Annotated in this window: 19 protein-coding genes and 2 pseudogenes; 17 read left to right on the forward strand and 4 right to left on the reverse strand. The window is 31.8% G+C overall.

Going from position 1 to position 20,559, the window contains the following annotated elements; genetic code table 11:
* Window positions 1–117: pseudogene (locus F1592_RS10920) on the reverse strand (IS6 family transposase); the annotation flags it as partial.
* A gap of 15 nt (window positions 118–132) precedes the next feature.
* On the opposite strand from F1592_RS10920, the gene F1592_RS10925 reads away from it, so the two are divergent.
* Both F1592_RS10925 and F1592_RS10930 read left to right on the forward strand, forming a co-directional pair.
* Window positions 133–402: a hypothetical protein gene (locus F1592_RS10925; RefSeq protein ID WP_149809680.1), complete on the forward strand. Its 270-nt coding sequence runs from the start codon at window positions 133–135 to the stop codon at window positions 400–402.
* 388 nt (window positions 403–790) lie between these two features.
* A complete protein-coding gene (locus F1592_RS10930) occupies window positions 791–2,005 on the forward strand; it encodes a 3-hydroxyacyl-CoA dehydrogenase (RefSeq protein WP_317450610.1) in 1,215 nt (404 codons plus the stop codon).
* Between the two features lie 468 nt (window positions 2,006–2,473).
* Here F1592_RS10930 and F1592_RS10935 read toward each other — a convergent pair whose 3' ends face one another.
* The 3 genes from F1592_RS10935 to F1592_RS10940 all read right to left on the reverse strand — a co-directional run bounded on the left by F1592_RS10935 (window position 2,474) and on the right by F1592_RS10940 (window position 4,370).
* A complete protein-coding gene (locus F1592_RS10935) occupies window positions 2,474–2,815 on the reverse strand; it encodes a hypothetical protein (RefSeq protein WP_149809681.1) in 342 nt (113 codons plus the stop codon).
* A 502-nt stretch (window positions 2,816–3,317) separates the two neighbouring features.
* Window positions 3,318–3,494: an SGNH/GDSL hydrolase family protein gene (locus F1592_RS13640; RefSeq protein WP_157948032.1), complete on the reverse strand. Its 177-nt coding sequence runs from the start codon at window positions 3,492–3,494 to the stop codon at window positions 3,318–3,320.
* Window positions 3,495–3,509: 15 nt separating this feature from the next.
* Window positions 3,510–4,370 carry an acyltransferase family protein gene (locus F1592_RS10940; protein WP_064205411.1) on the reverse strand — a complete coding sequence of 287 codons (861 nt, stop codon included), beginning with the start codon at window positions 4,368–4,370 and terminating at the stop codon, window positions 3,510–3,512.
* Between the two features lie 418 nt (window positions 4,371–4,788).
* On the opposite strand from F1592_RS10940, the gene F1592_RS10945 reads away from it, so the two are divergent.
* From F1592_RS10945 to F1592_RS11015, 15 genes and pseudogenes are all read left to right on the forward strand, one after another.
* Window positions 4,789–6,648, forward strand: a complete 1,860-nt coding sequence (locus F1592_RS10945) for an AbiA family abortive infection protein (protein ID WP_149809683.1) — start codon at window positions 4,789–4,791, stop codon at window positions 6,646–6,648.
* A 33-nt stretch (window positions 6,649–6,681) separates the two neighbouring features.
* Window positions 6,682–8,007 carry a DUF6038 family protein gene (locus tag F1592_RS10950; protein WP_149809684.1) on the forward strand — a complete coding sequence of 442 codons (1,326 nt, stop codon included), beginning with the start codon at window positions 6,682–6,684 and terminating at the stop codon, window positions 8,005–8,007.
* Window positions 8,008–8,217: 210 nt separating this feature from the next.
* A complete protein-coding gene (locus F1592_RS10955; RefSeq protein WP_109028172.1) occupies window positions 8,218–9,318 on the forward strand; it encodes a DNA polymerase in 1,101 nt (366 codons plus the stop codon).
* The gene (locus F1592_RS10960) at window positions 9,311–9,679 is read left to right on the forward strand and encodes a hypothetical protein (protein WP_037576907.1); all 369 of its coding nucleotides are present in this window, start codon (window positions 9,311–9,313) and stop codon (window positions 9,677–9,679) included. Before F1592_RS10955 ends, F1592_RS10960 begins: the two co-directional genes overlap by 8 nt.
* Complete coding sequence (locus F1592_RS10965) at window positions 9,679–11,322, forward strand: DUF5906 domain-containing protein (protein WP_149809685.1); 1,644 nt, start codon at window positions 9,679–9,681, stop codon at window positions 11,320–11,322. Before F1592_RS10960 ends, F1592_RS10965 begins: the two co-directional genes overlap by 1 nt.
* 224 nt (window positions 11,323–11,546) lie before the next feature.
* Window positions 11,547–13,223: a cassette chromosome recombinase CcrC gene (gene ccrC, locus F1592_RS10970; RefSeq protein ID WP_149809686.1), complete on the forward strand. Its 1,677-nt coding sequence runs from the start codon at window positions 11,547–11,549 to the stop codon at window positions 13,221–13,223.
* 105 nt (window positions 13,224–13,328) lie between these two features.
* Window positions 13,329–13,667: an SAUGI family uracil-DNA glycosylase inhibitor gene (locus tag F1592_RS10975; protein WP_107547100.1), complete on the forward strand. Its 339-nt coding sequence runs from the start codon at window positions 13,329–13,331 to the stop codon at window positions 13,665–13,667.
* A gap of 95 nt (window positions 13,668–13,762) precedes the next feature.
* Window positions 13,763–14,074, forward strand: a complete 312-nt coding sequence (locus F1592_RS10980) for a DUF960 family protein (protein WP_031796663.1) — start codon at window positions 13,763–13,765, stop codon at window positions 14,072–14,074.
* A gap of 17 nt (window positions 14,075–14,091) precedes the next feature.
* Complete coding sequence (locus F1592_RS10985; protein WP_149809687.1) at window positions 14,092–14,598, forward strand: DUF1643 domain-containing protein; 507 nt, start codon at window positions 14,092–14,094, stop codon at window positions 14,596–14,598.
* Window positions 14,599–14,618: 20 nt separating this feature from the next.
* A complete protein-coding gene (locus tag F1592_RS10990) occupies window positions 14,619–15,050 on the forward strand; it encodes a JAB domain-containing protein (RefSeq protein ID WP_223197238.1) in 432 nt (143 codons plus the stop codon).
* 183 nt (window positions 15,051–15,233) lie between these two features.
* Window positions 15,234–16,148 carry a WYL domain-containing transcriptional regulator gene (locus F1592_RS10995; protein WP_149809688.1) on the forward strand — a complete coding sequence of 305 codons (915 nt, stop codon included), beginning with the start codon at window positions 15,234–15,236 and terminating at the stop codon, window positions 16,146–16,148.
* On the forward strand, window positions 16,135–16,602 hold the full coding sequence (locus tag F1592_RS11000) for a hypothetical protein (RefSeq protein ID WP_149809689.1): 468 nt from the start codon (window positions 16,135–16,137) through the stop codon (window positions 16,600–16,602). The genes F1592_RS10995 and F1592_RS11000 overlap by 14 nt, the downstream gene beginning before the upstream one ends.
* Before the next feature lie 18 nt (window positions 16,603–16,620).
* Window positions 16,621–16,923, forward strand: a complete 303-nt coding sequence (locus tag F1592_RS11005) for a hypothetical protein (protein WP_149809690.1) — start codon at window positions 16,621–16,623, stop codon at window positions 16,921–16,923.
* Window positions 16,924–17,244: 321 nt separating this feature from the next.
* A pseudogene (locus F1592_RS14050) lies at window positions 17,245–17,502 on the forward strand (ABC transporter ATP-binding protein); the annotation flags it as partial.
* Window positions 17,503–17,631: 129 nt separating this feature from the next.
* On the forward strand, window positions 17,632–20,559 hold a 2,928-nt coding region (locus F1592_RS11015; protein WP_149814184.1), incomplete at its 3' end, for an Ig-like domain-containing protein.

Raw genomic sequence — 20,559 nt, forward strand, 5'->3', positions numbered from 1 at the left:
ACCACGTTCCCTTAATATTTCGGATATATCACGATAACTCAATGCATATCTTAGATAGTAGCCAACGGCTACAGTGATAACATCCTTGTTAAATTGTTTATATCTGAAATAGTTCATACAGAAGACTCCTTTTTGTTAAAATTATACTATAAATTCAACTTTGCAACAGAACCTTTTATTGAAAAGTCGATTAACCGTTCGATTTCAATCGTACAAATCCCATTTTATCAACAATTGGCCGAGACGATTAGTGAACAACTGGATGAAACAGAACAAGGCCATTTTAAAACACATTTGTTGTTGAATTGCTTTTCAAATGAATTTTATTATTTTGCCAAAAATGATTTGAAATTGTCTAAAGAAGCCTATATTCAACAAGTCTTAGATGTGATATTAAAATAGTATAGTCAAAATATAAGTAACAATGAGAACTAAGAACACTTATTAAATGAATGTGTATGAACAATGGTTTTGCTAAGTTCCATTTTAAGGTTGGCCGTTTATGAAAAATCAATGAAACAAGGGGTTCTATAATGATGACAGTCGTTTAAATATTAGTGATTACAAGGTTTTACTAAGCGCATATCTACTATATAAGTTTAAACAAAGCCACGAAATAAGAAGAGTTTTCCAAATTAAACAGTTGCGAGTGGAAATCTCTTCTTTTGATTTTCAAAGGTATATTAATTATACTTATGTTGTGGATAAATTGTGACACCCCATAAAAATAACACCTCATGATTTTGTTAATTTTTAGATGTCATAATAAAGGTATTTACTAAAATTATTTCTGAAGGGTAGTGTAGAGATGAATATTAAAAATGTAGTTGTCGCTGGTGGCGGTGTATTAGGTAGCCAAATCGCTTTTCAGGCTGCGTATTCAGGTTTTAACGTTTCAATTTATGATGTGAATGAAAAAGGGCTTGAAGCGGCAAAAGACCGTTTAGAAAAATTAGTACCGCGTTATATTAAAGATTTAGATGCGCCAGAAGACAAATTAAAAGCAACCGTTAAAAGCATCCAAACTTCAACAAATTTAAAAGAAATTGTCGCAGATGCGGACTTAGTGATTGAAGCCATTCCTGAAAAATTATCAATAAAACAATCATTTTATAAAGAACTTGGAGAAGTTGCGCCAGAAAAAACAATTTTCGCAACAAACTCCTCAACATTATTACCAAGTGATTTTAAAGATGCGACAGGACGTACAGATCGTTTCTTAGCGTTACACTTTGCGAACGAAATTTGGTTAAATAATGTCGGCGAAATTATGGCGACTAAAGACACAGATCGTGCTGTATTTGATGAAGTTGTTGAATATGCAGGAGCAATGGGCTTACACCCAGTGCCAATTAAAAAAGAACATGCAGGTTACGTTCAAAACTCACTTCTTGTGCCATTCTTCCACGTGGCTGAAGAAATGTATGCGAATGAAGAAGAAACACCACAAGAAATTGATAAAATTTGGATGAACGCTATACGTATGAACGTGGGTCCATTCGGTGCGATTGACGTCGTTGGTTTAAATACAAATACTGCTATCGTACAAGCAGAATATGAAAAAGACGGCACACCTTGGAAAAAAGCGTACGTTGACAAAAATAACGTCAAAATCCAAAATGGTGAACTTGGTAAAGCAACAGGTAAAGGATTCTACACATATCCAAACCCTGAATATGAAACTTGGGACATTCCTGTAGGCGAAAAACCATCTGACGAACATTTACAACAAGCCGTCGCGAATGACAACAATGGCGTGTTATCTAAATTGTTATTGTCTTTATTCAAAGCCGCTGAAGATTTATACGTTAACGAAATTGCAGAATACAATGTCATTGATACAACTTGGCATATCAACTCACGTTCACCTATTGGACCATTCGAAATGATGGATGCGATAGGTATTGATAAAGTCATTGAAATTCATGAAAAATACGACAACAACATTGATCAAGACGTGATGAAATTTTTAGAATCACGTCGTGGCAAAACATTTTATTCTTAAAAATGTGTGAATCAAATTAAGCGCGCTCATCTTCAAATAGATGGGCGCGCTTTTTTATGGAACATTTATATAAAATGCGTTGATACGCTCATTCCGTCTCTTATTTGTTGTTAAAGTATTCCGTAATTTTATCTTTAATATCTTGTAATTTGCTGTTTACTTTATCGAGTTCACGTTGCATTTCATCACTATTGCCGTTTTGGCGTTCATTTTCCGCATTTTGTAAGTTGTCTGCGGTTTTGTTATAGTCATTGACAACTTTTTCGGCTTGTTGACTGTTTGCACTATTTTTTAAATTCGCGATTTCTTGTTTGAGCGCATCGATTTTACTTTGGGTATCAGATTGGTTATTTTCAATACTTTTTTTCGCTTCTTCAACTTGTTATTGGAGTTGATCATTTTTTGTTGGACCACTTGGGAATCGTTTGGATTCGTTTGTTCCGACTGTGGTTCAGTGTTAGACGTTTGTTACGAATCGTTGGCCCCCGTACAAGCTTTGACGATGAAAGCGACAAGCGCGATGGCCACGATAAAGAGGAGGACCATTAACCATTTGTTTTTACGCTTAGAAGATTCAATTTCTTGTTGTTGATATTGTTCGCGGCGATAGTCTCTTTCATTGTAATCATTAGTGCGACGCTGAGGACGGATGAGAATACCACCGAAGACCTCATGTTGTTGATGATCGGTTAACGTATTAATATTTAAATCGGTATTCAATTGATTAAATTTGTCGTAAGCAATAATCGTTCCATCATCTAAAATCTTTTCAATTCTTGGATAATCCCGATTGCGACCTTGACGTTTCACAGTAATTCCTCCTCTTTGACTCGGTTGATATGCATCTCACTTTGATAAAAAAATAATGTAATAACAACGTATTTTAGTTTATATTTATCCTACCATATAACCCTTTTGGATACCAAATGGGGTGGGATATAAAAATGTTATTTGTTTGATTGTTCCATAAAGCCTCACTTTTCTAGGCGCCTCACCTCTGCGTGAAGACGTTACGAATGAAATGAGTTACGTATTCAGTACACCTATGAAAATGGGTGAATAGGTGATCCATAGTTTAAGATTGAGATAAACTCAATCTTAAAATGGATTTTCGGTTTCGGCTAGATGCCTCTGAAGTCTCGGCTTAGGAACCAATCAAATTTGCTATATTAAATCACACCTCAAAGCTATAAAATCTGTCTCATTTATACTGATTTAAGTTGTATTAAAATAGCCATCAAAACTTATCCTGTTGATAAATTTTGACGGCTTTCTAAATTATAGGCGACCGTAGTATCCTATCCTTAGCACATTATTTGTCATGTTCATGTTGTTTTTTCAGTTCATCAATAATCAGTTTGCTTAATGCTTTTTGTCCCGCATATTCTAAGTGAACACCGTCATACGCAAAGTATTCAGGATGCCCCCCAGAAGCTTTATGCCAATCAATCAGATGCACATTTTTATGTTTATCAGCGGCTTTTTTCAAGCTATCATTGACGTTTTATTCATAATCACGAGGCACACGAACATTCACGAAATAAATGTTGGCATCGCCTAAATCGTCAATAATTTGATTCACTTGGTCTTCGGTAAAGGCTCCGTTTGTACCTAACTGCATCACCACATCTTTTTTCGGTTGCGCAAAGCTTTGATATTGCGAAGTGATGAGGGCGTTGGCTTCGGATAATTGGCGACCCACTTTACCATCAATTGTGGCATTTAGCACTTCTTTTTGGAAAACATTACCGATATCTACCATGACCGAATCCCCGATTAACAGTGGCGAAAGTTGCTTGGCGTCCACTTTAGAAGATTCTGCTGTAGTGGTCGGTTCTGCTTTAGGTTTTTTCGCCGTTTGATTTTGGAATTCCGTTTGTTTTTGATCACTATGTGCTTTGCCTAAAGCATCAAACTGCCCACTCAAAAAAAGGAGCGGAGGAATCGCCAAAATTACGACGAGCGCTAAGCGTCCAAAGTGCTGAACGTGCGTCGGTTTGAATGAAAACGCACGAAATCCTTTTTTACGGATGGGATTTTCAATGAAGCGATACGATAATTCGGCAAACAGAAACATTAGCACAATATCAATGACATACACATAACTTGGAATTTGTCCTGCGACAAAATGGCGATGTAAAAGGACAATGACCGGATAATGCCATAAATATAAGCTATATGAGCGTTTACCGATAGTGACGAATAGCGGATTACCCATGAATTTTGCGAAGAATCCAGAAGGGTGAACCACACTAGCAATCGTAAACAACGTTACAAACGAGATTAAATAAAAACCACCATGATAAATCCATTTGTCATGTTCACTCACATTGAAAATAAAATAAGCGACAAGTGCGAAACTCAAAACGCCAATCACGTCGACAAACATCGGAAGCGTATGACAAATAAAACTAAAAAATAAGTTATGACAATAAGGTTAATATTACCTCATGGTTCTGATCTTAAACTTATCTCTAAGTCATTTTGAGCTACTTATCTATCAATTCATATATTCGATAATAATATCTGTGACATCACTTGTTATTTCATGAGGTGATTTTACGATATCACCTTCTTTAGAAAAATATATTTCAGTAGGCACTGACGTGTATAGAACAATTTGAGTATAAAAAACTAAAAAACCGCATCATTAACCGATACGCAGAAGCTTATCACAAATAAAACTAAAAATTAGATTTTGAACAACTTATTTTAAAATAAAAGCCAAAAATAAAGGTGGATTATAATTATAAATTTGTAATTTAATTGGGAGGATTTTAATAGTGATTAATATAAATTTCAATGATTGGGAAAATGTATGTAAATCATTCTTTAATTTAAATGGGTCAAAACTAGAAAGTTACATTCAGTGGTACCCATTTTCGAAGTTAACAGAAAATAGTAAGAATATAATATCAAGTGAAAAATTTTTTGAAAATTTTATTAAAAATGGAGCTATTTTTAAGGAATATAACACTTTTAATTTTCCATCTCACTACTCTCAAAAGACAAGTGCTTCTTTTAGAAATATGTCTCTTGTTTCTCCGTTTGTATATCTTTACATAGAAGCAATAGGTTATCATATCAATCAAGAATACACTCGTAAGTCGAAAAATGTTCGGTGTTATTATTCAGGTGATTTAAATGAAAATCAATTTTCTTATAAGAATAGTTATGATAAATTTTTTGCAGATATAAACGCACTTTCAAGTGTATATGATAATTTTTATAAATTTGATATTAGCAATTTTTTTGATGCTATTGATATGAACTTATTATTTAAATTAATAAACGAACGAGAAGAAGTACTTGATACACGTAGTAGTTTGATTTATAAAAGATTATTACAACAAATCGGTGGGAACAAATTTCCTACTGTAGAAAATAGTGCAAGTTTATCTTATTTAGCAACTTATATATATTTGGATAAGGTTGATTATGAATTAGAGACAGTATTACAGAATGAACCTCAAATAGAAAGTTTCCAAATTATTCGTTATGTAGATGATTTGTATATATTTTTTAATACTATGGAAGATGAATTAAATTTAGTATCATCAAGGATTAAAAATGCAGTAATTGATGCATATAGAAAAGTTAAACTAAATTTAAATGAAAATAAAACAAAACTAGGAAAATCTAACGAAGTAAATGAGACATTGAATGCTGCATTGTATAATCATTACGTTAATAAAAAAGAAATTGACATTGCTTATTTCTATGATAAATATAATATAGGTTATTTTTTAGATGATTTATATAACTTAGCGTATTCTCACAACCATGAAAATTTTAAAAAAATATTAGATAAATATTTTACTAAAGAAGGTATTACATACTCTTCAGATGAAGTACTTAGATATTTAGCATATTATGAAGATGAGTTATTTCAAGATGAAGCAATTATTTGTAAAATAAAACGACTTATTTTAACTGATTACAATTTTATAAATTATAATATCAATATATTTTTAAGAATTATATTAAAGACGAATAATGGTGATTTAATCAAATTTTTATTAAATGAGTTATTTAATAAGGAAAAATTTAATTCTTTTGATGTATCAATAAGTATTAATTACTTATTGTTGAGAAATTTTCAACATAATGACTTAATGAGTAAAGTTAAAGATGTAGATTCAGAAATTATTGATTACATTGATAGATATTGTAAACAGGATTTTTTAAAAGAGCTAGATAAAGAATATAACTATATTTTAAACTTAAATTTAAAGAATGCATTTTCAGATAATAGTTCAAAAGTATGGTATCTTTACTTTTTATATAAATTTCATGACAAAAATGGTGATACACTAGAAGCATTTGCTTATTATAAAACTTATTTTGATAGAATAGTTTCATTACTAATGTGCTATAAAGGTATTTCATATACTAAAAGAAAGTTACCAGATTATCATAGACATTATAAAGTAAATAATGTAAAAAAGGATTTTGAAGAACTAAATCCAAATTATTATAAAAAACAAAACATTGATAATTTTTTGAGTGAATTATATAGATTACGCCAATACAATCCAATCAATCATTCTTCGGCTGAAATAATTGAAGACCAAATGTTGAAAGAATCCCAAATAATTAATTTAATAAGGCAATCGGAAACTTTACTAATTAATAGCTTTTGATATTAATTTTAATGAATCGAAGAGGTGAATAGGTTGAGTAAATCTAATTTCAAAGAAAGAATTCAAAAAACATATACAAAGAAAGATCTCGAGAAAGCTTTAGGTCTTAAAAACAAAGCTCAATTGCAGAAAAGAATTGATAAATTAGTTGATATTTATAAGGTTGATATGAAGAAATTTCAAAAAAATTCTGGTGAAAGTGAAAGAGCTGCTTATAGTTTCAATGGTATTGCTTTTGATATATTATGTGTCTTATTAAATAATATGACAGATGATAACATACCAAAAGCAATTACGGATGAAGATGTAAGGCTGAGAAAAGATGCGATAGAAAATATTGATATTACCCAATATGCGAATTTTATTAAAAATGTTAAGAATGACATAGATAAAATTGAATTTAAACCATTAAAGTTACATATACATGCACAAAAAGCATACCAAGATGTAAAAAAGGTGTTTGATTCAGGCAGTAAAATAAACGATAAGTTACAATTAGCTTCTGAAGTAATGAGTCAATTACCAATAGATAAACAAGTGGAATTAAGTGATAAAATTGCATTTGCTATACATGAAGCTGTTTACTCAACATTTTCAGAAAGTAAATATAATGAACGAATTAATGAACATACTCAAACGAGTGAAAAGTCAAGTCAGCATGATTTTCGATATAATTATTTTGTAAATCAATTAACAGATAATGTAGTAACAGAAGATATAAATGATGAAAAAGCATTCATATATGATAGAGATGAACAATTAGATTGGTTATTAGTTAAGATACTAAATAAAGTTCAACGAGCTGCAGATGGATGGGGAATGAGAAATGCTAAACCTCATCACAGAACACAAACATTTAGAGATATGGAGCACTATTTCCTTAGAGATGTATCGAAAATGATAGATAAAGAGCTTAACAAAAAGGAAAACTTAAATAAGCAATCTAAAAAATATGACTTCGATAATAAGATAAAGATCATTAATGACAATATTGAGTTTTTTAATGAAGATGAACAAATTAGAAAGCATTTACTAGAGTTACGTAAACGATTAGACTTTCATTCTGCAGCAGTATTAAATCAGAAAAGTCATTCATACATAGACAATGAAATGTTCCAATATTTTATGGATGATATGCAACAAGTTGTAACATTGATAGACCGATACATTAATAAGACTGAACATTATAATGATATGAAAAATGGCTATATTAATGAATATAAATCATTTTATAATGCTTATAATAATGAAATTGAAGTGACTAAGACGCACGAAAATAACATCCCAATGGCAATGTTAATGAAGCAATTTAAGAATCAACTGTTAAAAAGAAGGAATAACCGAAAAAGCTCTAATTGAAGTTAAGTAGAAAATTAATAAATAATTGGTAAGCTCAATCCCTCATATAAAGGGATTGAGCTTATTTGCTTGGTGGGAATTTTTTTGAATTTTTTTGCCACTTCATCAACGACCTCTATTTAGTATTAAGATTGTCTTGTCAAAACGTTTTGAACAAATTTTAAGTTGAAAGTGAGCGCGCCACTTTCAACCATAAAGGAGAAGATTTACATGGAGACAAGAGACAAACTGATGTCGTTGACTCAGAGTAACAAAATACAGCAATGGTTAATGGACAAATCATCTAACCAAGATGACGTTCAACAATTACAACAACAATTCAGCCAGCAGTTAGATCAAAAATATAATGCACTTTTAGCTGGTGAACAAGCTAAATTAGACCAATACGTGGGAGTACATCAAGGGTTGGAAGCATTAAAGGAAGAGATTGAATCAGAACCTATTACGCTTAATATCGATAAATTACCGGATATCAAAGCAACAATGCTTGAAAGAGCCAAGAATGATGAACATTCTGATAAGATCGAAAAGCTATTTGAAAGGTTAGAACAGGCATTAAGTGGTACGAATCGATTATATACGCAATTATCGTTGATTGGTACACGAACACATCGAATTACAACTAAAAATTTTAATCTTCAAGGCTTACCTAAAGCAGTTCAACATACGATTTTACCTTCAAAATTTAAGAAGGTGTATACAATCGATTTCAACTCATTTGAACCTTCGGTTGTTGCGTACATGACTCAAGATTCAAAACTGATTGACTTTTTAAATCAGAAAGACGGACTGTATGACGCATTGCTAAGTGAATTAGGCTTATCAGATGAGCTACGAGTATTTGTTAAACGTGCATTTATTGGTTCGTTTCTATTTGGCGGCAACTTCGATAGCCCTAAATTCAAGTTGAAACATTATGTAAGTGAAGTGCAATGGTTGGATGCGGTCAGCCAATTTACAAAAGTCATTGAACTTAAGAAGCACCTCGAAAAGAGTAATTCCATGCCTATGCCGTATGGTATTGAGCATGATATGAGCGCATTTCAAGGTAGCAGTATTATGGCAATCTACGTACAAACGGTAGCGAGTTATATTTTCAAGCACATTCTATTGGAAGTGTACAAAGCACAGTGCGAACAAAAAACGTTCAAGATTATAGTACCGATACACGATGCGATTATGATTGAATGTGAAGATGAAGAAATTGCACAAAATGTGGGTCAGTTAATGAAAGATACGGCTAACCAGTTGTTCAATGGTGAATTTGCACATGTGAGAGTGGAAGAAATAGGAGGCGTAGACCATGAATAATGATAGAGGACAAAGCTTACACATTCCAAGTATTACACCACTTAAAGAAAATAATATATATGTAGCTACGTTACATTCTGTGAGCCAAACAGATTTCTCAGGTGAAGTAAAACACCAATTCACGTATGAAATTGAAGTGAACAATCAGATTGTATACGTGAATCGTAATATTTCAACACATGCGACAGCTAAACAGGTGTCAATAAATGATTGGCTAAAGAATCATAGCAACTATAGCGTGGGTCACAAAACATATGAACCTTACATTGACCGAAAGCATTTAATCTTTATTGGTCAATATAATGGTAATTATTATGTACACGATGTAGCACCATTAAATGAAATTGGAGGCATATTATAATGAAACATATATTCGAAATGTTAACAACAATAATAAGTGTGGCTAAGGAGGCAGTCGACCGTCAAGGTCTGATTGCTATCCTAACCATGAGTATTGGCAATGATGATGAAATAGAAGAAACGGTACAAGGTGAAACAGTGTATAACGAACTTATCGATCAGTTACGACTTAATATCCCAAAAGATACGGATTATCGACCTAACATCTATAGCTATTTCGGTATTAAGAAGAAACCAAGTGACACAATATTAATAGACATGATGATAAAAGTTTTTCATATCAAACGCTTCAATTCGGAACTGTATATATTCAAAATTAACGGTTGGCAAAAGCTAAGTGAAGACGAGTTAAAAGGATTTGTATCAAAAATGATACAAGTACTGTTAATCGGTTATACGCCTACGCAAAGTGCACTGAATAATGTGGTTGAAGGTCTACAAAAATCAACAGATGTAGAAGAACTTGTCGAGAACGAGCACTATATTGGTTGTGGTGAAAATATGTTCGGTCTTAATACATTCAAAGTCGTTAAAAATTCAATCGACATTTTTCCAAAAACGCGATTAAATTTAGCGTTAGATAAAAATGATGAGATTACTGACCAGATACCCAAACATTTCAATCAATATATGTTAGAACTTGCGAATTATGACGATGATTTACAATACTTTCTTTTTCAACATACAGCAGTGTTATTGACGGCTGATACTAAATACCGTCGAGGCCTCATATTATATGGTGGAGCTAAGAATGGGAAATCTGTATATATTGAACTAGTTAAATCATTTTTCTATAGCAAAGATATTGTATCTAAGCCACTTAATGAGCTTGAAGGTCGCTTTGACAAAGAAAGTTTAATTGACAAAAGTCTAATGGCAAGTCATGAAATAGGGCAATCTAGGATTCAAGAACAGATTGTAAATGACTTCAAAAAGTTATTATCTGTAGAATCAATGCATGTTGATCGTAAAGGAAAAACTCAAGTGGAAGTCACTTTGGATTTGAAACTTATTTTTAGTACAAATGCGGTACTTAATTTTCCTCCTGAACATGCGAAAGCTTTGGAGCGTCGAATTAATATTATTCCATGTGAGTATTATGTTGAAAAAGCGGACATTTCATTGATTGATAAGCTCCAGAGTGAGAAGAAAGAAATCTTTCTTTACTTGATGTATGTGTATCAACAGATTGAAAAAGCAGATATCGAGTACCTTGAAAATAGTCGTGTCACTGAAATTACTCACGATTGGTTAAATTTTGGATATGAATTTGTTTCTAGCAGGTCCGCAAGTATTGCAAATCAGAAAGAGTGTATTAATTTACTCAGAAAACTTATAGAAATCAAACCAGGATCACGAATCAAAGTATCCGAGTTAAATAAAGTTATTAATGAAGAAATAAAGGTGAGTTCTCAGGTTATTAAACAGTTAATTCAAGCAAACTTTGATACTCAAACCAAACTATACAATGGCTACGATTATTGGATTGATTTAGGTTGGAAAGAAGCCGATAAAAAAGAGATTCATGATATTTCGAAAAAAAATAATATTATTTCATTAGATAAAAATGAAAATATAACAGACGATGAGGCATTAGATGAAGAGAATTTGGACTTTGATTGGGAGGACTTTGACGATGAATAATGAACAAATTGAAGCATTTGTAGAAGTGCTTGTGCCTATCATAGAAGAACGTATCAATAAAGGTAAGTAATCTAATTACGTACTACAGGCAACTGCCTGTAGTACTCATATGATTAAGTGGGAAAAGTGATAAAAATGAAACGAAATTATAAATATATATTATCCATATGATGTTACAAGACCGATGGTCTGTAGCAATAATCTAATAAAAGGAGTGGTATGACATGAAGGGTAAAATTGCACTTTATTCACGTGTTAGTACGTCAGAGCAGTCGGAGCATGGGTACTCAATCCATGAGCAAGAACAAGTACTCATCAAAGAGGTTGTGAAAAACTATCCAGGTTATGACTATGAAACTTATATCGATTCTGGTATATCAGGTAAAAATATTGAAGGTCGACCAGCAATGAAACGTCTATTACAAGATGTTAAAGATAATAAAATCGAAATGGTATTAAGTTGGAAATTGAATCGTATTTCTCGCTCAATGAGAGACGTATTTAATATTATTCATGAATTCAAAGAGCATGGCGTAGGTTATAAATCGATTTCTGAGAATATTGATACATCCAATGCTTCTGGAGAAGTACTCGTTACAATGTTTGGGTTAATCGGATCAATCGAACGTTCAACACTGATCAGTAATGTCAAGATGTCGATGAATGCTAAGGCGCGTAGTGGAGAGGCAATCACAGGTCGAGTTTTAGGCTACAAATTATCAATTAATCCACTTACACAGAAAAACGATTTAGTCATAGAAGAAAATGAAGCTAACATTGTTCGAGAAATATTCGATTTGTACTTAAATCATAATAAAGGACTTAAGGCAATTACAACAGTACTGAACAAAAAAGGATATCGCACCATTAATCAAAAGCCATTTTCAGTGTTCGGCGTGAAATATATTTTGAATAATCCAGTCTATAAAGGTTTTGTTAGATTCAATAACCATCAAAACTGGGCAGTTCAGCGAAGAGGTGGTAAAAGTGAGGAAAATGATGTGATATTGGTCAAAGGAAAACATGAAGCCATTATAAGTGAAGAAGTATTTGATCAAGTTCATGAGAAATTAGCATCTAAAAGTTTTAAACCAGGCAGACCTATTGGCGGAGATTTTTACCTTCGTAGCCTTATTAAATGTCCAGAATGCGGTAATAATATGGTATGTCGACGGACTTATTATAAAACCAAAAAGTCAAAAGAACGAACAATCAAGCGTTATTACATTTGTTCATTATTTAACCGTTCTGGGAGTTCTGCTTGTCATAGTAATGCGATTAATGCTGAAGTCGTCGAGCGTGTAATTAATGTTCATTTGAATCGTATTCTGTCCCAACCAGATATTATCAAGCAGATTGCGTCAAATGTGATAGAAGAACTGAAACAAAAGCATAGTAACCAAACAGGAATTAAATATGACATTGATAGTTTAGAAAAACAAAAAGCTAAGCTTAAAACACAACAAGAACGATTGTTAGAATTGTTCTTAGATGATGAAATGGACAGCGAAATGTTAAAAGCAAAACAAAGTCAGATGAATGGACAAATAGAGATGCTAGATAAGCAAATTAAAGAAGCACAACAAGCTACGGAATCACAAGCTGAAGTACCAAATTATGATAAACTTAAGAGCCGCTTAACCATGATGATTAGCCGATTTAGTGTCTATTTAAAAGAAGCTACACCAGAAGCAAAAAATCAACTTATGAAGATGTTGATTGATTCTATTGAAATTACTACAGATAAACAAGTGAAACTTGTAAGGTATAAAATTGACGAAAGTCTTATCCCTCAATCTTTGAAAAAAGATTGGGGGCCTTTTTTTATGCCCAAATTCCAATTCGAAATAGACGGTCGAAACGATTATTTTATCGACCAAATTACCACTTTTACCACTTAGCTTTTAGTGACAAAAGTGAGAGAAATGAAATAAAAATCAAATATATATTATCTAAATGATGTAACACATGCATACATCAATCAAACACATTAGGAGGTCATAACAATGACATTAGAACTACAACTCAAACACTATATAACCAATTTATTCAACCTACCAAAGAATGAAAAGTGGGAATGTGAATCTATCGAGGAAATCGCTGATGATATCCTACCTGACCAATATGTAAGGCTTGGGCCACTAAGTAATAAAATACTTCAAACCTATACCTACTACTCTGATACACTTCACGAAAGTAATATCTACCCATTCATTCTCTACTATCAGAAACAGCTCATAGCCATCGGCTATATCGATGAAAATCACGATATGGATTTCTTATATCTACACAACACCATCATGCCCCTTTTGGATCAACGATACTTACTAACAGGAGGACAATAATATGCATAAATATATCAAAATCACACAACTAGCAATCACTATCCTAAGCGAAATCATTACATGGATGAAAGAATCAGAACGAAAGGAGATATCTTATGAATAGATATATCACCCGTGGTATCGCCAACAACTTACCTATCACATTACAACATCAATTATGGGAACTCGTATCTGAGCGAGAACAAAAACAATCAAAAGGCAAGGAATCATTGGATTATTTTCATATATTCCAATTAAATATGCACAATAACCAACTATATATCAAACACAAACAAGAACGTCCTGAGTACGTCAAAACTCATAAAGCGAATTATTCAAAAGCTATCAATATGAATAAGGTCTACATTATCCGAGAAGATGATGTAGACCTTTCTTATTACGTCATGTTACTACCCGAAGAATACTAATTAAGGAGAAAAAACATATGAAAACAATCAAAAGCACATTACAAACTGAAGCCATATTCAGTGATGACCAACAACATCGTTATCTACTTAAGAAAACATGGGACAGTGAAAAACAAACAATCACAATCATCACAATGTATCCGCATTATGATGGCATTCTCAATATTGACCTAACCACACAACTCATTATGAACAAAGTTTCAGAAATGGATGCATTTGGCTCAATCAATTTTGTGAATCTATACTCTAATATTACAACCCCTATCAATCTCAAACATTTAGAAAATGCCTATGATAATCATACAGGCATTCAGATTATGAAGGCAGTGAAAGAATCAGATGAAGTGATATTAGCATGGGGTGCTTACGCTAAAAAACCCGTTGTTGAAACGCGTGTCAATGAAGTATTAGAAATGTTGAAACCACATAAGAAGAAAGTAAAACAACTCGTGAACCCCGTAACCAAAGAAATCATGCATCCCCTTAATCCGAAAGCGAGACAGAAATGGACTTTGAAAGTATAACCTATATATGGAGGTAAACGATGAAGGAAATCAATATTGTTTCACTACAAATGATAAAATCAGATAGATTAAGTTACCTAAAAAATCGTATTTCAAACCCTGAGGATGCGGCAGAAATCTTGCGTTCATTCATTGGAAACAGTGACCGAGAACATCTCATTCTCATATGTATGAATAGTAAAAATAAACCTACACACATTCAAACACTATCGATAGGTTCTATTAACCAAACAGTGATTCACCCTAGAGAAATATTCAAAACAGCGATACTCAGTAACGCAAATAGTATTATGATTGGTCATAATCATCCAAGTGGCGATGTAACGCCATCTCCTGAAGATATCAATGTAACCGAACGGTTAATGCTCATCAGTGAAATGATGGGCATTTTATTTTATGACCATATTATTTCTCAGATAGTAACACCTATTCCATTAGACAACATGATTTAAAGATAGAGGTATAGCCGTATTTTGTCACTATCGCTATTTTGTCACTTTCCAATATTTATAAAATCCCTTGATATCAATGTTTTTATCTGAAAAATATTTTTCTCAACTTTTATTAAGTAAGCAAAGTATTGACTTATTGTGACAAACCAATTTTGTAATATATAACTTAAAGGAGGTGACATATTGGATCGTGCATTTCGAATATTAACAATATACAATCGGTTACTACAAAATAAATCCGTCAACAAGCAATCACTTACATTAGAACTTGAAACAAGTCCTCGAACGATACAAAGAGATATCGATGATATAAGAAACTTCTTATATGAAAGTAAATCATGGATAAGTGCACCTAAAGAAATTACGTACGATTATAAATCAGAAAGTTATAAGCTTGAACAAAATAAAAGTGAAAATATGTATTTTATGTATGATATTTTGACTGCTTTATACCTGACTACACCAAAATTAAGCCATTACTTTTATCAATATCTTAAATTGTTAATCGTCAAACATCATTCAGGTCATCGAACTGCATTATTAAAATATCTTAATCGCTTTGAAATAGATAAAAATCAAGCAAGTATTTCGTCATCATCATTAGCTGTTCAAGCAATGAATGAAAATAAATATCTTCACTACAATCAAAAACTATTATTACCTTTATCGATATACTATCAAATGCATGCTTTTCACTTAGTATATCGAATGGACGATGAAATTTATATCGATGATATTAATCAAATAAATCTGAGTTTGTCTGAAAAATCTGTAGATACACATGAAAAATTAAAGTTACAAACCTATATCACGTTTGAAATTTCTAAAGATGTGTGGTTAAAAATGCATCGATATTATCAAATTCATGTAATAGAAAAATATGATACGCATTATCTTATTGTCACTTTTAAGATGACAAGGCTTGAAGCTATTCAACTCTGTTTTATGTATCGATCCAATATACGTATCATTTCACCCCCTGATTTGAGAGAAAAAGTGATTGATGAACTGCTTTTATTACAATCAACGTACCTGAAACAACAAATTCAAATAACTAAACTTCAGCAAAAGGAATGGAACAATCATGCTAAATATTAAAAATAAAAAATTAATAGCTATCGTTATCATCTTATTATTTATTTGCTTGCTTTTCTTCATTTTTAAAAATAACACTACTAAATTAAATAAAGATGAAAGCATAGAAATGAGTGGATATAAAATTTCATATAATGACTATCCGACCGAATACAAAAATAAGGTTCGTGTTCATATGCGCATTGAAAATTTAAAAAATAAAGATAATCCACTTAAGCCAAATGAAACATTCAAACTAATTACTGATGGCAAAGAAGCTAACATGGTGGAGTTTGCGAATGATAAAAGATACATCGAAAGCACATCCTTTAGTCCAAGAATGACAGTATCATTAGATATTATTTATAAGATAAAAGGTAATCCTAAGTCCTATAAATTACAGATTCGTGACAAGAAACTTCTAAAAGACAAAGTATATGAATACGACATTACCCCCGATATTAGTAAGGTTAATTAAATTATTAGGAGAGATGAAATGAGTAATTATAAAGAAAAACTAAATAAAAAATTAAAAGATTTTCAAAAGTATATTAAAGATAATGATATGAAAGATGCCTCTCGAAGTAAATTAAAGCAATTCTTCTATGGTATTAAAAGTGGTAAAAGATTACCAACCATGATTGCTTCCTTTCTACTTATGTTAATCCTTTGGGTACCTATAATGTATGGAAGTATGACACTAAGTATTTTTACAGGTCAAGATGGCATGTCTAATAAAGAGCTTAATGGCTTACAAGATAGACTAGATGACAGATATGAAAAAATGTTTGGAGAGTGATTAAAATGACATTAGCAAAAGGTATTATATTAATATTATTACAATTATTTTGTGTGTTTTTAGTTATACAGGTTGGCTTAGCATCCGGTGGATTTTCATTTATAACAATCTTAATTTTAGCATTTCTATTATTTTCAATTATATACTTAGCATTTCTACATCCGTTTTGGAATAAAAGATAATCAATTAGAGACGTGTTCTTTTAGAATGCGTCTTTATATTAAAGAATAAATTTATAAATGGTTTGCGTAATATATTTGTATAATAATTTAAAGTGAAATTATTAAGAATGGAAATATTAAGTTAAAAATTTTTTTAGCAAGTTCGGGTGATATTATAACTAATGGGAGCGAAGGGTCTGGTATGTCTTAGAAAATACTTGCACACACAAGAATACAAGAAACTGAATTGTTACTGCAAACCACTAATATCATACCTTTTTTAACCGTAAAACAACAATTTAAATTACTAAAGAAACAAAAGAAAATTGTACTAAGTGAAGATGAGTATAATCAACTCATGTTACAGCTTAATCTGGAATCACTTAAAAACAAGCTTCTAAGTGAGATTTCTGGAGGATAAAAGCAACGTGTTGCAATTGCCAAAGTTTTATATACGTAAGCTTCAATTATTTTAGCAAATGATCTTGCAACGGATAACTTTATTGTGTAAAATTAAATTGCATCAATATTCGAAGGGGAGATAAATTTGAAAAATAAGCAAGGTTTTTTATCAAATAAATTAAATAAATACGCAATAAGGAAATTTACAGTTGGGACAGCGTCACTATTAATAGGCGCAACACTAGTTTTTGGAGTGGGAAGCGAAGCAAAAGCTGATGAATTAGACAAAATTTCATCAAAAGATAGTACAAGCAATTCTGATAAAGGCGAAGCTTTAGATGTTGAAGATATTAAGCCAGTTGATGATTCACAACAAACAGCTAAACAAGAAGAATCAACAGCAACGTCAGAAACAGCAGATACTGACGCAACAACACAAGACACTGCTCAACAATCTAAAGAAAACACAAAAGAAAATAACAAAGAAGACATTAATGCGACTTCACAAGATAGTGAAGATACAACACAAGCACAAGATAATGCAAAAGAACAAACTTCATCAAATGATTCTGATGATAAAGAACAATCAGATCAAAAAGCAAACACTAAAAACACAACAGAAACAGACACTACGCAAGATGAAAATACTCCTTTAAGTGAACAACAGAAAGATTCAACTCCTGAAAAAGAAACTACTACGAATGATACTCACACAGATAACACTAATGAAACAGACACTAAAGAAGATACTAAAGCAAACACAAACAATGATGAAAATAAAAATGACAGTGAAAAAAGTAATACAACTTCAGATAGTAATGACAAAGCTTCAACAACTGAAGATAATAAAAAAACGACAACTACTAACACTTCAGATAGTTTAGTTAAAAATATCGAAAGTAATGATGTGACTGACAATAAAGTTGATACAAATTCTAATACTTCAAAAGCTGAAGACACAACACAAGAAAATAAAAGTGAATCAGTTGATGAGTCACAATTGACGAAACGTTTAGCAGCTTCAACAGATAAAGAAACAGAAGTAAAAGATTTCTTAACAGATCAACTTTCTGCAAAAGATGCTGATGCTATTATGGAAAATGCAGACGTGGATTATAGCAAAGATTCTGTTGAAGATATTAATTTAGAAATTTTAAAAGCGTCTTTAATTCAATTAGCTAACAAACAAAAAGCTGCAGAACCTTTAGCTACAGCGCCAAGAACAATGTTACGTGCTATGGCAACACCGACAGCATTTAGAGCAGCAGTAACACAAAGTGAAAAAGTAGAAAAATCTTTAGGTTATTTAGACAACTATACATTTGCGTCATTAATATTTGCTCCAGGCGCATTAACAGGTTCTACATTAGATGAAAACGTCATACCTTTCGACATTCATAGTTATATGTCAGGATCAAACTCAGGTAGTAGATACAAAATTGATTTAAAATTAGACCCATTAATCGCTGATCACGTAACTAAAATATCCGTAAATCCAGCAGGTCGTTCAACGCCTGTAGTGTTCACAAGATTAAATGATGATGACGGTAATCCTTCTAACATATGGGAAATTAATTTTATTAGAGCTAACGGTGGCTTATTTGGAGGAACAGAAATATTATCACAATATTCTGCAACAAACGGTAAGATTGAATTAGATGATACATTATCAAATATTCTTAAAGATGCTGGAGATTTAAGTAATAACAAATTAAACTATCAAATTTATGTTCGTGATTCTAAAGAAAATAAAATTGTAAAAACATCTGAAAGTAGCGGTTACTTTTTAAGTTCTGCAGATAGTGATTTAATTCAATATGAAAATAATATCTCTCCTGAAAATAAAAGTGACTTCAAAGCAAGTAGTGGTACTGCTGTTTATGATGATGCACCAGGTGAGTATGGCGCATTTATTATTGACCAACAAATTATGAAAAATGGTATTTTCACATACAGCAAAACTAAAAACAAGCAATGGTCATATAACTATCAAATCGATAAAGATTTATTACCATATATTGATAGCGTTGAATTAGATACTTATGATTATCAAGGACTAGGTGGTTTTGATAAAACTTACAATGCTTCAAATAAAGTAGCTGATTTACAAATTGATAGTAATGGTAATGGCAAAATTACTAGCGACAATTTAAATAAATTAATTGAATTTAATAATTCACTTCCAGAAACTGTTGGGATTAGAATTGTTGTTAAGTTAAATCAGAGCGTAAATAATATTTTAACTAAAAATGCTGAATATGATTCAAATGGCAACTTAATTCGTGAAACGACTAAGCAAAAAGAAGATTTTACATTTGCTGGCTTTTTAACTGATAGTAATAATTTATTAATTAATAATACTTTAGGTACATCAACACTTGCGCTTCAAGACTATGATAAAGATGGCCTTTTAGATAAATATGAAAGACAAGTATCGTTATCAGACCCTGAAAATGAAGATACTGATGGTGATGGTAAGAATGATGGTGACGAAATAATTAATTATAAAACATCACCATTAGTAGGAATTCCTAATGCAGCTGATATTACTACAGATGATACTGTAGTGACAGGTTCAGTTCCGTTAAAAGATGGTGCAGCTACACAAACTGCAAAAGTAATTAATTCAAACGGTGATGTAATCGGTACTTCAACTGTAAACGCAGATGGCACATTCTCAGTAACAATTCCTAAATCAGCTGAAGGCACATATACAATTGCCATTGATTCACCAAATTACGATAATGATGAGGTAAATACATTTGATATTGTTGATGTTTCTAAAGTACCAACACCAACTATAAATCCTGTGGATGATAATGATACAGAAGTTGTTGTTAATGGAACAGCAAATGCAACAATAACAGTAAAAGATCAAGATGATAACGTCATTGGAACTGTGACAATTCCTGCAGATGGAAGTTCAGCTTCTATCAAATTAGATCAACCTTTAAAAGCTGGAACTGTATTAACTTCTACGGCAAGTAAAAATGGTAAAACTAGCGATGTTTCAGACCAAGTAATCGTTACTGATGATACAGCACCTGAGGCACCAACGGTGAACGATGTGACA

The sequence above is a fragment of the Staphylococcus sp. GDX7P312P genome (assembly GCF_008385775.1).
Taxonomy (GTDB): Bacteria; Bacillota; Bacilli; order Staphylococcales; family Staphylococcaceae; genus Staphylococcus; species Staphylococcus haemolyticus.